Raw genomic sequence first — 15,308 nt, forward strand, 5'->3', positions numbered from 1 at the left:
AGTGGAGTAATCATGGAATTAATGCGATGGGCGATTGAACTAGGAGAATCGGTGCATGGAAATACGTATGAAGAATTGATGCCACTACTAGACTATTATTATGATCGTGATCATTTAAAAGCGTATTGTATCGCAAATCTTCTTTTAAACATGGATGTATTAGATGAAGATCGGGAAAGAATCGAATTAAGAAGATGCATCGCTGCTTATTATGCTGGATTATATAAAGTAGCAAGAAAACATGCAAATGAGTTGGTACTTAAACATCCGGATGTAGATCTATATAAAAATAATTTAAGATTAATGGAAGTTTATTTGAATAAAGAATATGATTATTGTCTTTTTATATGCCCAAAGACATACGGTAGTTTCATAGATGTTGCGCGAGCTTTAAAGTGGCGGTTGGAGCAGGAGGGAAATACAGTAATTATATCAGAAACAATACTGGAAAATGTAAAGAATACAGTTGTTTTTGGAGCCCATACATACGCATATAACCCGAACCTTCTTCCGAAAGATGCAATTATTTATAATTTAGAACAGCTATACGAAGGAAGTCCATATGCGCATCCCCTTTATTTAATATTATTAAAAGATAGAGTGATTTGGGATTATAGTAAACAAAATATAGAATGGCTTAAACAAAAAGGGGTAGGAAAAGAAATAAAACATGTAGAAATGAACTATGCTCCAACTTTGGAAATAAAAAAAGATGCGTTTGAAGATGAGATTATTGAAGATATTGATATTCTGTTTATAGGTGCTCTTAATCCGAGGCGACAAGCTATTTTTGATCATCTAAAAGCGATTGCCCCGAATTTAAATATAGTTTTTAAAAATAATGCGTGGGGAATTGTTCGAAATGAATTGATTGCTAGAGCTAAAATTATATTAAATATTCATTTTTACTTATCAGGAATTCTTGAAACACCTCGCGTATCTTATGCAGTCGCAAATAAGAAATTTATTATTTCCGAAAATAGTAATCCAGAAGATGAGGTAGAGTGGCCAGGAATTGTATTTACTCCGTACGAAAAAATAATTGAAAACGTAATGAAATATATAGAATTACCAGAAGAACGGAAAAGATTAGCGGAAAAAGCATATAATCATTTTGAAGCAAATGAAAGTTTAGGTACATTGAGCATGAGAGATGAATCAAAGTAATTGTACGAAACTCATACGAAAGTATGAGTTCTTTTTTGTTTATCATACTATTTTATGAAACAAGTTAACTCTTTATATTGTATTTTGTATAGAAATTTCTGATAATATATAAGTAGAACTTGAAAACAAAGGGGAGAAATAATCATGAAACTAGTCGTTATTAACGGTACACCAAGAAAATTTGGTAGAACTCGCGTGGTGGCAAAATATATTGCGGATCAATTTGAAGGGGAATTATATGATTTAGCAATTGAGGAGTTACCTTTATACAATGGAGAAGAGTCGCAACGTGATTTAGAGGCAGTAAAAAAATTAAAAACGTTAGTGAAAGCTGCGGATGGGGTTGTATTATGTACACCAGAATATCATAATGCGATGAGCGGTGCGCTGAAAAACTCTTTAGATTACTTAAGTAGTAGTGAATTTATTCATAAACCAGTTGCGTTGTTAGCGGTTGCTGGTGGCGGTAAAGGTGGAATAAATGCATTAAACAGCATGCGAACGGTCGCTAGAGGTGTTTATGCAAATGCAATTCCAAAACAAGTTGTGCTTGATGGATTACATGTGCAAGATGGTGAACTTGGGGAAGATGCAAAACCATTAATTCATGATGTAGTTAAAGAATTGAAAGCATATATGAGCGTATATAAAGAGGTGAAAAAACAACTAGGAGTGGAGTGATATGTCCTCACTTTATCATGATTCTCGCTTGTATTACATTCTAGGAGCCAATAGTCTATCTGCTATTGGTTCCGGAATTGTTATGATAACGATTCCTTGGCTGTTAATTAAAGAGAGTGGAGGAGAGACAACATTTGGTTATGTTTCTATCATTGCAACCCTCATTATGTTTTTATTAACACCATTCATTGGGCAAAGTATTGATCGTTTTTCAAGAAAATCTTTATTGCTATGTAACGAAGGAATCGGAATAGCCGTAATCGGAATAATGGTTATATGGGGATTTGCTGGGCAACCTTATCATTCTATTCACTATATTCTTATTTATATAGCCGGATCATTCTACTATTTATTATTTTATCCTACAATATTTGCGTTCAACCAAGAGATATTTCAAGCAGAACATTATAAAAGTTTAAGTGGAACGATGGAAATACAAGGACAGTTAACACAAGTTATTTCTGGAGCGGCCGCGAGCTTCTTAATTGAAATTGTATCTTTGAAGTGGATTTTGTTAGTAGACATGTTAACTTTTGCTGGAGCATTTTTTCTTTTCTTATGTATACCGTACGTAAAGAAAAAAGAAGTGAAAAGAAAAATAACATTTAAGAAGCAATTGTTTGAAGGAATTCACTTTATGAAAAAACGTCCTAAGCTCTTTTGGTTCTTACTGGCCACTTATATGCCGTTTATAGGTGTTATGATGGCAAATTATTTAATACCAGTTTATATTTCGGATATACTTAAAGCCAATGCCTCTGTATACGCAATAGAGGGGATGATGTACGGGGTTGGAGCGGTTGTTGCAGGAATCTGTATTCCACTCATAATGAAATATATCAAAACAGAAGTTTCAATCGTTATGACGATGTTCATTTATGTAATTTCAATTACCGCAATGATTATTGAACCTTCCGTAATTTTCTTATATGGACTTGCAATTTTTCATGCAGTTGGAAATGCGGGTACAAGAGTGGCGAGAAATGTATTGATGATGGAGGAAATTCCAAACGAAGTAATGGGACGTGTAGACAGCTTATTTCGCCTAATTGGTACTGGAATACGAATTGTATTATTAATGCTGTTTATAGCGGGTGTATCTAAAGCCGGAGTAATGCTTCCGTTTTACGTATTAAGCTGCATATTGATCTTCTCATTAGGAATCGCTATTTATTATGTACTATCACAACGTAAAGTAGCGGCGAATGTTTCTAATAAATCAATCGTTTAAAAAAACACTTCTGCCGCCCTTTCTTTTTCTGTATAATAAAAAGAAAGGGAGTGCAAACTTATTTATGAACAAATGGATCTTTCTTATCATTTTATTATTACCGCCACTATACATCATTTATATGACGTTTAGAATGAACAAAGTTGCTCGTGAAAAGTTGAGCTATCACTCTCCGTACGTTCTTATACTGGGTGCAAAGTTATTTGGAGATAGACCGTCTTTATCTCTTCAAAATCGTTTGGATGTAGCGTTGGAGTATTTATTTTCACATCCTGAAGCGAAAGTAATTGTTTCAGGTGGTCAAGGAGAAGATGAAGATATACCGGAAGCTCACTGCATGAGAAACTATTTAATGGTACACGGTATAGATGAGAGTCGTATTTTAATAGAAGATCAATCTACAAATACGTATGAAAACTTAAAGTTTAGTATGGATTTATATAATGTGAAACATGCGGTAGTTGTAAGTAATACGTATCATTTATATCGAACGAAAATAATTGCAAAGCGTTTAGGCATGAAGATGGAGGCACTAGCTGCTGAAACGCCAATTCGTTCTAAGAGAAAAATGTATGTTCGCGAATATGCTGCTATTATGAAAACAATATTGTTCGACCGTTAGAGCTCAAATGTGAGCTCTTTTTTAATTTAAAAGCGTATCATTTGAAATGAATGCCATATTCCATCAAAATAAAGGAAACAACATTAAAGGAGTTGTATTTGTGATTCAATTTAATCATGTGTCAAAATCGTATGAAGATGGCACGAAAGCAGTGGATTCATTGCATTTAGAAATTAAAAAGGGAGAATTTTTTGTTCTCATCGGTCCGAGTGGATGCGGGAAAACAACGACAATGAAGATGATTAATCGTTTAATCGAAACGACTGAAGGATCGATTTTAATCGATGGAAAAGATATTCAACAATATAATATAAACGAATTACGTTGGGATATAGGATACGTGTTGCAACAGATTGCTTTGTTTCCTCATATGACAATTGCTGAAAATATTGCAGTTGTTCCTGAAATGAGGCAATGGAGCAAAAAAGAAATTAAAGCACGCGTCGATGAATTGTTACATATGGTTGGATTAGATCCGGATATTTATCGAAATCGTATGCCTGATGAATTGTCAGGAGGACAAAAACAACGTGTCGGTGTCGTGCGAGCATTAGCTGCAAACCCGAAAATCGTTCTTATGGATGAACCATTTAGTGCGTTAGATCCATTAAGTAGGGAACAGCTTCAGAAGGATATTGTACAGTTGCAAAAAAAGATTCAAAAAACAATCGTATTCGTAACACATGATATGCAAGAAGCATTATCACTTGGAGATCGCATTTGTATTATGAAAGAAGGAAAAGTTGTTCAACTAGATACACCAGAAGGAATTATACATAATCCGAAAAATGAATTTGTAGAGGAATTCATTGGAAATCGTGGGCGAACTTGGTATGAGGGGAAAAGTATAGCAGATGTATTGCCGCTCGATCAAAGTGTGCAATTAGAAGGGAAGGCGCTATCATTACATTCTTCTTTACAAGAAGCGTTAGTTCGTGTGCGTAATGAGGAGGTCGTTCCAGTTGAAAAAAACGGTCAATATATTGGAACGTTAACAAGTCGTCATATTGTCAATTACATTGTTGAACAAATGAAGGAAAGAGGCTAAACAGTGACTAATTTTATACAAACGTTCCAAGAACGAAAAATAGAATTACTAACTGCATTAAGTGAGCATTTACAAATATCGCTTATTTCATTATTTTTTGCAGTAATTATAGCGGTGCCACTTGGCATCTTATTAACAAGAAAAGAACGAATGGCTGAATTTATAATAGGAACTTCTGCAGTAATGCAGACAGTGCCATCACTTGCATTACTCGGACTATTAATTCCATTAGTAGGAATCGGAAAACTTCCAGCGATTATCGCATTAGTTGTGTATGCACTATTACCTATTTTACGAAATACATATACAGGAATAAGGGAATTAGATGAATCTCTAATAGAAGCCGCGAAAGCTATGGGGATGAATAGTTGGAGAAGATTGTGGAAGGTAGAACTTCCTCTTGCATTGCCTATCATTATGGCTGGTATTCGTACAGCGATGGTATTAATTGTTGGAACGGCTACATTAGCAGCTCTCATTGGTGCTGGTGGGCTCGGTAAGCTTATACTATTAGGTATAGATCGAAATGATCATGCACTTATCATTTTAGGGGCCGTACCAGCCGCGTTACTCGCTTTATTCTTTGATATAGTACTTCGCATACTTGAACGACCGAAACGCTCTTCTAAGCGTGTTATATTGACGATATGTATTGTTTGTATAATGATTGCTTCTCCATTTCTTTGGAGTACAGAAAAGAAAGATATTGTTATTGCGGGCAAACTTGGATCAGAACCTGAAATTTTAATTCAAATGTATAAGCAGCTTATTGAACAAGATACAGATTTACACGTACAATTAAAACCAGGTCTTGGAAAAACAGCATTTGTATTTGAAGCGTTGAAATCAGGGGAAGTAGATATATACCCAGAATTTTCAGGAACAGCTTTATCTACTTTCGTGAAAGAAGAACCAAAGAGTACAAATCGTGATGAAGTATATGAGCAGGCTCGCATTGGAATGGAAAAGAAATATAATATGATTATGTTGAAGCCAATGGAGTATAACAATACATATGCACTAGCTATGCCGAAAAAAATAGCAGATCAAAAGAATATAAATACAATTTCTGATTTAGGGAATGTTGCGCAGGAAGCCAAAGTAGGATTTACATTGGAATTTGCTGATCGTGAAGATGGTTATAAAGGAATGCAAAAATTATATAACTATAAGTTCTCGAATGTTAAAACGATGGAGCCGAAGCTGCGTTATAGCGCAATTGAATCTGGAGATGTTAACGTAATTGATGCATATTCAACAGATAGTGAATTGGAGCAATACGGACTGAAAGTGCTGAAAGATGATAAAGGGTTATTCCCACCTTATCAAGGAGCACCATTATTAAGAAAAGAAACGTTACAGAAATATCCTGAACTTGAAAAGGTATTAAATAAATTATCTGGAAAGATTACAGATGAAGAAATGCGAAAAATGAATTATGAAGTTAACGTAAATGGTAAAAGTAGTGAAGAAGTCGCAAAACAATTTTTACAAAAAGAGAAGTTACTTCGTTAAATTTACAAGAAATATACAAATTTATATGTTTGAAATGACCGTTCATTACAAAATGAGCGGTTTTTTTGTGCATACTTATACATTTTTTCAAAAAAGTATTCCATTTTTGCTCATTTTCTTTTAGAATAAGTAATGTTTTCCTGAAAAAATATAAGAGAAACGTCTATTAGAGAAAAAGGTGACTTTAATAGTTGAACGAACATAACACCTAGAATGACAGATGGGGTGGTACAAATAGAAAAGAAGTTAGGATTTTTTCCATTAATCGCATTAGTAGTTGGAACAATGGTTGGTGGCGGTGTTTTTAGTTTACCGCATGATTTAGCAGTAGGAGCAAACAGTGGTGCAATAATAATTGGCTGGTGTATTACAGCGATGGGAATGATTCCACTTGCGCTCGTATATCAAACGTTAGCAAGACAAAAACCGGAACTTGAAGGTGGAATTTATAGTTATGCACGTGCTGGTTTCGGTGAATACATTGGATTTAATAGTGCTTGGGGATATTGGCTAGCAGGAATCTTAGGTAATGTCGCAACAATTATGTTACTGTTTAGTACATTAGGTTATTTCTTTCCAATTTTCAAAGGAGGAAATAATGTTGCGTCTATCGTTGGGGCATCACTTTTATTATGGACACTTCATTTTTTAATTTTATTTGGAATCCGTGAAGCTTCTATTATGAATGTGATCGCAACAATAGGGAAGTTAGTTCCAATCGTTTTATTTATTGTTGTAATGGTAACAGCCTTTCGCTGGGACACATTTACACATGATTTTTGGGGAGAAGGAACGATCTCACTTTCCGCTATACTTGGTCAAGTGAAAAATACAATGCTTGTAACACTTTGGGTTTTCATTGGAGTTGAAGGAGCGGTTGTATTATCTGGAAGAGCGAAGAATAGTCGAGATGTTGGTAAGGCAACAGTATTGGGACTTATTTTAGTAATGTCCATTTATATTTTAATTTCTGTCCTGTCAATGGGAGCTATGACAAGAGGCGAACTTTCTGTGTTAGAAACTCCGTCAATGGGACATGTATTAGAGCACGTTGTTGGTCCATGGGGTGCAGTTGCGATTAACATCGGATTAGTTGCTTCACTTATCGGTACATTAATTGGCTGGTTTTTACTTGTTTCTGAAATTTCTCATGTAGCAGGAAAAGATGGCGTATTTCCGAGAGTCTTTACGAAAACAAATAAGAAGCAAACACCGCACATGGCATTATGGATTTCAAATGGTGTTGCCCAAATTATATTTATCATCGTTTTGTTTTCGGAATCAACATATCAAATTATGTATTTCATTGCATCAACATCAATTTTATTACCATATTTATTATCAGCGTTATTCCAATTTAAATTAGTCATTACAAACGAGTTAAAAGACGCTAAATTAAAAAATGGAGCGTTAGCTTTAATTGCTTCTATTTACTCTGTATGGCTTCTTTATGCAGCTGGTTTAAAGAATTTACTACTCGTTTCAATTGTGTATGGAATTGGAATTATTGTTTACACGTTTGCAAGAAAAGAACAAGGGAACCGTTGCTTTGTAGGTGCAGAGAAGTATGTGATGTGGGCAATTATTGTTGCGGCTATCACATCCATATATATGTTATTAACTGGAAATATAAAAATGTAAAAAGTCCTTTTCATTTAAAGGGCTTTTTTCTTTGTTTAGAGAATATTTACTACATAAGATATTCAGGAGGGATGAGAATGGAAGAAAAAGAACAGTTGTCTAGAATAATTGATTTAGCTAGTGAGTTAAGGAAAGTATTAGTGCAAGAATCTTTTTTTAATCATCATCCTGAACTAAGAGGAGTCATTGAAAATTTAGCAAGTTCTGTTGAAAATTTGGCGGAATTACAAATAAGTAAAGATGAAAACGCTGAAGATCGATTACGTTACGTACTTGCGAAAATGAAAATTGCTCATAATGCAATTTTACAAGAGAAAAAAGCATTTCCTTCTCATTAATATAAGTTTTTATTTTGAACCTGGCGGATAACGTCAGGTTTTTTATTTCTAGTTTTTCGTTTCTTTCATACACTAAGAATAGTATGAAAAAAGAAGGTGACTAAGGTGAAATTACATAAAGCTCTTCAGCCAAGTTTTATAAAACGAATGTACTATATGAGATTTTTAGGGAAATTTACAAAAGCTGAGAAAGAGAAGAGTGGAGAGAATTTTTTTGTACAATGCTTATCGCCAATACCATTCACTTTACAGGAACAATTTATAAATGAACCATATGTATTTGAAGGGTTATGTAGCAATAAAAAGAATGAAAAAATCTTTTCGGAATTAAAGAAGAGGAAATTAGAAAAGCAATTAGTAATGTTTCGTCTTTATTATGAAAGAGGAAATGTATACGTGGAGTTAATATGTACAGAAGAACCGAAAGAAATAGCAAGCAGCTATAAAATGATTCCGGCACCTAAAGTTACAAATCATAAAAAAAGAGAATCTTTAGAGCGAAAACTTAGCAACGGTTATTTATCATTTCTTATGCCAAAATTTCCGAAAGACTTTGAGCCTCCTGAATTATTGTGGCACGATGGAAGACTGTACGGAAACATATCCCTAAAGTCATCAATTAGCTCAATCGCCTATTTTGAACAGAAACGTGAATGTAAATATATAAACTGCAGTGACTGGACGAAGTATGTAGAAATAGCGGTAGAAGATCAATTATATTTTGTAAGTGATTATGTGTATGAGCAATTAAAAAAACGAATGCATGAAGAAGGTAAGCTAGTTGAAGTAGAGGATATAAAAATACAAAAAGATGAATGGGAATGGGATGAGCGTGAATCGTCCTTTTTACAGTATGTACAAAGTATGGTGCATAATAAAGGGTTATATTTGGATGAAACGGATATTTATAATTTCCATATAAGTGTAAAAACAAATATGTTAACGATTCTTGGTGGTATACCGGGCGTTGGAAAATCACGTTTTGTGCAAACTTATGCAGAAGCATTAGGGTTACAGTATGGGGAAGAGTTGGTTTGGATTCCAATTTCGCCATCGTATCAAGAACCACATGATTTACTTGGTTACCTTCATCCAAATGGTACTTTTATTGAATCTGAAGCGAAGTTAGTTAGGACGTTAATGAAGGCGAAAGAAAATCCAAATCAACTGTATATAATCGTTTTTGATGAAATGAACATGTCTCATATTGAGCATTGGTTTACTCCGTTTCTATCTGTTCTTGAACTTGAAACAAAAAATCGTATTTTAAACTTGTATGAGGGTGTACAGGACATAGAGAATTCAATTCCATCAACAATTGAAATTGGAGAAAATATTATATTTGTAGGTACTGTAAATTTTGATGAAACAACGAAAGAGCTCTCTGATCGATTATTAGACCGAACGAACCTAATAACGTTACAGAAAATTCCGTTTTGTGAGATGGGCATGGAACAGGGGAAAGTCGTATTACATCCACCTTTGAAAGTAACGGCGGGAGAATTTCGGATAAATTGGATGAGAAATAAAGCGATGATTGAAGTGTTTTCTGAAGAAGAATTAGAGCTATTAGATAAGTTGCATGTCGTATTGTCATCACATGACGCGTCTAAGGGAATTTCTTTCCGATGTGCAAATGCAATTGCGACTTATTTGCAAAACATACCGTTTCAAAATAACCATACCTATATGATTAGTAGAGAAGAGGGGTTTGATTTACAAATAAAGCAGCGTGTATTGACGAAAATCAGAGGGACCGAAATGATGGTTGGGCCTTTACTTTCTGAAGAAGCAAAAAGGGGGGCGACCTTAGTACCTCTTTTGCAATCTACACTTGCAAACAGAGTATCTACATTTGAACACTCTTTAGCATATATACGAGAAAAACGTAGAGAACTGGAGTTGTATGGATATGCAAAATGAAGGGCGTTATGAAACAAAAATCGTTGATACGAATGAAACGCTCCCTTTTGTATTAAAGTTAATCATTGGAAATGAAGGGAAAGGAGATTATATTTTATTAAATCGTCTTTGTACATCTACTACAGCATTAGTTCAATGTATTTATAAAGTACAAGAATTAAAACCAATAAGATTACAGTACAATTATGAAATCCCAATGAATATTACTTTTATATGGAATAAAGTATATGAGGGACAGAAAAATATAAAAGAGGCTCAATATGAAATAAATGAAAAAAAACAAAGAGTATTAATATATGAACATGGGAAAACAGAATTCTTTTATCCATGGCGCTGTGGTCTATACCATTTTGAAGTGCGTATAGAAGATACAACGTATTATGGCGCATTTCAAATCGTACCGAAAAACTTTTTTGATGATCAATTTGAAATGATTCAAGACTATGTGAAGTCAATTTTAAATGAGTTGATTTTGGATAGAGGTTACTATAAAAAGACCTTCTCTGCACTTAGCGATATTGAGGATTCTTCTTATTTAGTGTTACTTAGAAAGTTACCGCAAAAAATGAAAATGATAAAGCAAATCTTTAAGAAAATAGAATCAAGCTCAACTTTTATAAATGAATATAAATGGGAAGGAAAAGAGCGAAAGCCAACAAGAAAAGGAACTATAGTGGCAGAACGAAAACCTTATGCCAAACATTATAATCGTAAGTTTATGGAACAAAAAAATAGTAAGGAAAATGCATTTCTTAAATATAAAGCGATGCAATTTTATCATTATTTAATTGAAGCTAAAAGTTTTTTACGTCAAACAATTGAAATCTTAGAAAGAGAAAAAAAGAAAAAATCAGAAGAGTTTCAAGCTGTAAAAACGATTATACAAACAATTGAGCGTAATGGATCAGTAACCGATAGAGAGAAGCAAAAATATAAAAATATACATTTACTAAAAGAAGCCGATTTACGAAAGAGCTCAATGAAAATACAAGAATATAAAATATTGGCGCATATTGTGCATGAAAATGTACAATACTTTCAAATGTTAATGCACTCTTCATTTTGGAGGGAAGTTACTGAAACAAGTAACATGAACTTACATGATTTACCGATACCACATCAACAATTACTACATCATTTAGAAGTACTCCCGCAATATACGGATCAATCTCCATCATTATTATTTGTTTATAAGCCAACGTTTTTAGTGTATGAATATTACGCTTTTTTTATCGTTATTTCACTTTTAGAGCAAATTGGTTTTGAGGCTAGAAACTCCATCCGTGAACAAATACAAGAACATTTTTATGTAGATGGATTACAAGATGGAACGACAGTAGTTTTAGAACGAGATGATATAAAGGTGCATGTCGCATTTAATGACTTAATTGAAACACATCCTCTTATTGCATTAAGTAAAGGTAGTAATTTTTACAATGGTGAGGATACGAAGAAGCCAGATATTCGCTTAGACTGTTATGTAAAAGAAGATGGGAAATACGTATATAAATCTTCTATTATTATTGAAGTGAAGTATAGTCCAATGTACAATATTTTTCAGCACGTCGGAAATACGAAAGCAACTGAGCAAATGTATAAGTACTGGTCTATAAAGTATGTAGAAGAACAGGATGGAAAGCGAGTCTATTATCGAAGGTCAATTTATGAAGTCATTTGTGTATATCCAGGAAGCCATATGCATAGTAAAAAAATTGAGTCTGGATGCGGTGTTTTCTTGCAGTTATATCCATATAAGACGAAACAAGGGGAAGAGAAATTAGCTGGAAAACATGGGATGGTACAAATTTTTGAAAAATGGCTAAAAAGCATTAAGAAGTAAAAGAAATCCTTTTTCATAAAGGATTTCTTTAGATTAAGAAGAATTATATGCTGTATGGAAAGAAACGTAGTGTAATTGAGATTTGAAAAGTGCTACAAATGTGTTATTAAAAGGAATGTGAGCGCGGGATAAAAGTCGATTAAATTGGAATCTAATTCATTTTGCAGAATATAATAAGTCATAAATATTTTTAGTTGCATACGAAGATTTGTTCTTATATGATAGATAGTGAAAGCGTTATCAAAAAACAGAGCGGCGATGGGAAAGGCGGTTAAATATGTTCCAGCGTGTTCAAACAAAGGAAGAACATTTTGGGTTCGAGCAACTATGGGGAGATTTTTGTGAAGAAAGAAACTTAATGTTCGTAGAACGTAATTTAAATCCATCACGATTTTTATTAATAGAAGATGAACATCCTATTGGTACAGTAGAATGTATTAAGTATACGGTACCTGAACAATCAAATTCTGAGTTTTTCTATCCGTTTTCTAAAAATGATTTAGTAAAAGATTTGAAGAATGTATATGAAATAGGCAAGTTAAGTATTTCGAAAACGTCTCGTGGAAGAGGACATTTCAAAAGGCTAACAGCTATTTTATTTATACATGCGTTAGAAACAAAAGCTGAATGGTACATTGCAGCAGTAACAAAAAGAATGTATATGTATTTACTTACACTTGGTTTTCCAATTGAACCAATAGATAATCCTTTTCAGTTTCATGATACTTTACAAGGTGTACCAGTAAGAATTCATGCTCGAAAAGGGGTTACGCATTTGTATTCTTTAAAAGAATTTCGTGATGTGATTCAAGGGAATGCTCATGCACAGGCATTAATTACAGAATACAGTAAAAATATTATGTTAACGAAATAAAGCGAAGTGAATATGTATAATAAAGAGAATAATATTTGTATAGGATATAACTCTTCATTAAAAAAGACCCTTATTATTTTAATAAGGGTCTAAAAATTATAATCCAAATATACTAAAAATCATTTTGCGGCGCTTCGGTTTCTTTTCTCGTTCATATGTTGGTTTTGAATCCGGAGTAATATAAATGGGTTCTTCTTTCGTTAGGGCAGCTTCTAACTTTTGAATTCGCTCTAACATTTCCTCCATTTCACGACGGTGTTGTAAAAGTTGGTACGTGACGACATCATTTGCCTTATCTTGCATTTGTTCTTCCATTCGATCAAGTCTTCTCGTAATAGTGTTTAATTGATTAGCTAATTGCTCAAAATCATTCGATGATATGTTTTGAACAATTGTATTAACTTGAGTTTTTAATTCCTCAACTTCATTTGAGGAAGCCTTTTGAGTAGATTGAGAATTTTGAGATTGCTCTATTTGAAATCGATGGTGTTCTAACATTTGATCGACATCCTCTTGTGTGAAAATAAAGTGGCCATATTTGTTTTTCTCTATCGTAAGATTTAATTGTTGCGCGATCCGGACAACAGCCTTTGGGCTAACACCTAATTTCTTTGCGATAAATGGTGTTTTATATTCCAAAATAATCCCTCCTATATATATCCTGTTGAATGATTTCGAGCTATGAAGTAAGTTCCCTTCTAGTGCGACAAAAGAAGTGTGGAATCGGCAAAGAAAGTGTTTTTTCACGAAATTGAGTTGAGGAGAATAGTTCTTTTAAATAAAAATGTCTTATCGTAACATTTAGAATAATTTGACGAGTGTAAATGAATTAGATTATCATAATGATAAATATCTTTTTTATGTATGCATATAATATATAAAAAGGTGGTTGCTAATGTAGAATTTTGTTAGAGTATTAGAATGCTTACTTCACTTGAATAAAATTAAGTAGGAGGTGGCTTCCTTGCTTACAAAGTAAGTAAGGAAAAGTATTTGGACATATATAGTATAAGTATAGTGATTGTTTTAATTGCCTTAACGGCATTTTTCGTTGCAGCAGAATTTGCAATTGTTAAAGTGAGAAGTTCACGAATTGACTATTTAATTGCAGAAGGAAATAATCGTGCAACATCGGTCAAAACAGTCATTACAAACTTAGACGAATATTTATCTGCTTGTCAGCTAGGAATTACTGTTACAGCTTTAGGAATTGGGTGGTTTGGTAAACCTGCGTTAAAGCAAATGTTTGATACGCTTTTTGCAAATTGGAATATCTCTACTCAACTAGCAGACATTTTTGCTGTAATTTTAGTATTTTTGTTAATTACTTTTTTACATGTTGTAATAGGGGAATTGGCCCCAAAAACATTTGCAATTCAAAAGTCTGAACAAGTGAGTTTGCTTGTTTCTAAACCGTTAATTTTCTTTTATCGTATTGCATTCCCATTCATTTGGCTATTAAATGGTTCAGCTCGAATCATTACGAAGCTGCTAGGGCTGAAACCGCCGAAGGGGCATGATGAGGTTCATTCAGAAGAAGAATTACGGTTGTTAGTTTCAGAAAGTTATAGAAATGGTGAGATTAATCAATCTGAATATAAATATGTGAATAAAATTTTTGAATTTGATGATCGGATTGCAAAAGAAATAATGGTACCTCGAACTGAAATGAATATTATAAGTAAAGAGATGCCTGCTGAAGAAGCTTTGCAAAAAATGTCTCGTGAAAAATATACAAGGTATCCAGTTGTTGATGGCGACAAAGACCACGTAATAGGTTTTGTGAATTTTAAAGATATTTTTACTGAATTTGTACAACATAAAGCTGTTAATAAGAAGACAGTAGAGCAATATATGAGACCAATTATTTTAGTTATCGATTCTATTCCAATTCATGATTTGTTTTTGAAAATGCAAAAAGAAAGAACACATATTGCTATATTGATAGATGAATATGGTGGAACATCTGGACTTGTTACTGTTGAAGATATTCTGGAAGAAATTGTTGGAGATATTCAGGATGAGTTTGATACGGATGAGCAGCCAGAAATTCAACAAGTTAGTGAAACGAAGACGATACTAGAGGGAAAAGTACTTGTTAGTGAAGTGAATACGTTATTTGGTTTAGGGATTGATGATGATGGTGTTGATACAATCGGTGGTTGGATTTTAACGAAGAATATAGAGATTGCTGAAGAGGATTCCATTGAAATTGAAAATTATAAGTTTTGTGTGAAAGAATTAGATGGACATTATATAAAAAGATTAGAAGTTACAAAGATAGTAGAATCGATTGTTATTTTAGAAGATGAAAAACAAATTTCGTTACAAGAGCAAATTAGCTCGTAAACTCTGCTATATAGCAGAGTTTTTTTGAGCATAATGTTTTTTGAGGGATAAGGGCTATGATACAATGACATAAGTCAAA

13 protein-coding genes are annotated in these 15,308 nt (G+C 33.4%); 12 read left to right on the plus strand and 1 reads right to left on the minus strand.

The window, feature by feature from the left end; all coding sequences use genetic code 11:
• Window positions 1-12 precede the first annotated feature (12 nt).
• From GBN91_RS19425 to GBN91_RS19475, 11 genes are all read left to right on the plus strand, one after another.
• Window positions 13-1,167, plus strand: a complete 1,155-nt coding sequence (locus GBN91_RS19425; protein ID WP_000422328.1) for a CgeB family protein — start codon at window positions 13-15, stop codon at window positions 1,165-1,167.
• Between the two features lie 144 nt (window positions 1,168-1,311).
• The gene (locus GBN91_RS19430; RefSeq protein WP_000780355.1) at window positions 1,312-1,848 is read left to right on the plus strand and encodes an NADPH-dependent FMN reductase; all 537 of its coding nucleotides are present in this window, start codon (window positions 1,312-1,314) and stop codon (window positions 1,846-1,848) included.
• 1 nt (window position 1,849) lies between these two features.
• Window positions 1,850-3,079, plus strand: a complete 1,230-nt coding sequence (locus GBN91_RS19435) for an MFS transporter (RefSeq protein ID WP_152122048.1) — start codon at window positions 1,850-1,852, stop codon at window positions 3,077-3,079.
• Window positions 3,080-3,143: 64 nt separating this feature from the next.
• Window positions 3,144-3,701 carry a YdcF family protein gene (locus GBN91_RS19440; RefSeq protein WP_016122441.1) on the plus strand — a complete coding sequence of 186 codons (558 nt, stop codon included), beginning with the start codon at window positions 3,144-3,146 and terminating at the stop codon, window positions 3,699-3,701.
• A 100-nt stretch (window positions 3,702-3,801) separates the two neighbouring features.
• Complete coding sequence (locus tag GBN91_RS19445) at window positions 3,802-4,749, plus strand: ABC transporter ATP-binding protein (RefSeq protein WP_016122442.1); 948 nt, start codon at window positions 3,802-3,804, stop codon at window positions 4,747-4,749.
• A 3-nt stretch (window positions 4,750-4,752) separates the two neighbouring features.
• Window positions 4,753-6,264, plus strand: a complete 1,512-nt coding sequence (locus GBN91_RS19450) for an ABC transporter permease/substrate-binding protein (RefSeq protein WP_000181014.1) — start codon at window positions 4,753-4,755, stop codon at window positions 6,262-6,264.
• A 213-nt stretch (window positions 6,265-6,477) separates the two neighbouring features.
• Complete coding sequence (locus GBN91_RS19455; RefSeq protein WP_152122050.1) at window positions 6,478-7,905, plus strand: basic amino acid/polyamine antiporter; 1,428 nt, start codon at window positions 6,478-6,480, stop codon at window positions 7,903-7,905.
• Window positions 7,906-7,982: 77 nt separating this feature from the next.
• On the plus strand, window positions 7,983-8,243 hold the full coding sequence (locus tag GBN91_RS19460) for a hypothetical protein (protein WP_000391445.1): 261 nt from the start codon (window positions 7,983-7,985) through the stop codon (window positions 8,241-8,243).
• Between the two features lie 105 nt (window positions 8,244-8,348).
• Window positions 8,349-10,166, plus strand: coding sequence for an AAA family ATPase (locus GBN91_RS19465; RefSeq protein WP_000766194.1), 1,818 nt, complete (start codon window positions 8,349-8,351; stop codon window positions 10,164-10,166).
• Entirely contained in the window at window positions 10,156-12,006 is a 1,851-nt protein-coding gene (locus tag GBN91_RS19470) for a hypothetical protein (RefSeq protein ID WP_001178737.1), read from the plus strand. The genes GBN91_RS19465 and GBN91_RS19470 overlap by 11 nt, the downstream gene beginning before the upstream one ends.
• Before the next feature lie 277 nt (window positions 12,007-12,283).
• The gene (locus GBN91_RS19475; protein WP_000487796.1) at window positions 12,284-12,880 is read left to right on the plus strand and encodes a hypothetical protein; all 597 of its coding nucleotides are present in this window, start codon (window positions 12,284-12,286) and stop codon (window positions 12,878-12,880) included.
• A 96-nt stretch (window positions 12,881-12,976) separates the two neighbouring features.
• Here the strand turns inward: GBN91_RS19475 and racA are convergent, their stop codons facing one another.
• Window positions 12,977-13,519, minus strand: coding sequence for a chromosome-anchoring protein RacA (racA, locus tag GBN91_RS19480; protein ID WP_000456023.1), 543 nt, complete (start codon window positions 13,517-13,519; stop codon window positions 12,977-12,979).
• 354 nt (window positions 13,520-13,873) lie between these two features.
• On the opposite strand from racA, the gene GBN91_RS19485 reads away from it, so the two are divergent.
• Window positions 13,874-15,229: a hemolysin family protein gene (locus GBN91_RS19485; protein ID WP_000356250.1), complete on the plus strand. Its 1,356-nt coding sequence runs from the start codon at window positions 13,874-13,876 to the stop codon at window positions 15,227-15,229.
• The last annotated feature ends 79 nt before the right edge of the window (window positions 15,230-15,308 follow it).

Origin of the sequence: Bacillus sp. B1-WWTP-T-0.5-Post-4, assembly GCF_009183795.1 — a bacterium.
GTDB lineage: Bacteria > Bacillota > Bacilli > Bacillales > Bacillaceae_G > Bacillus_A > Bacillus_A cereus.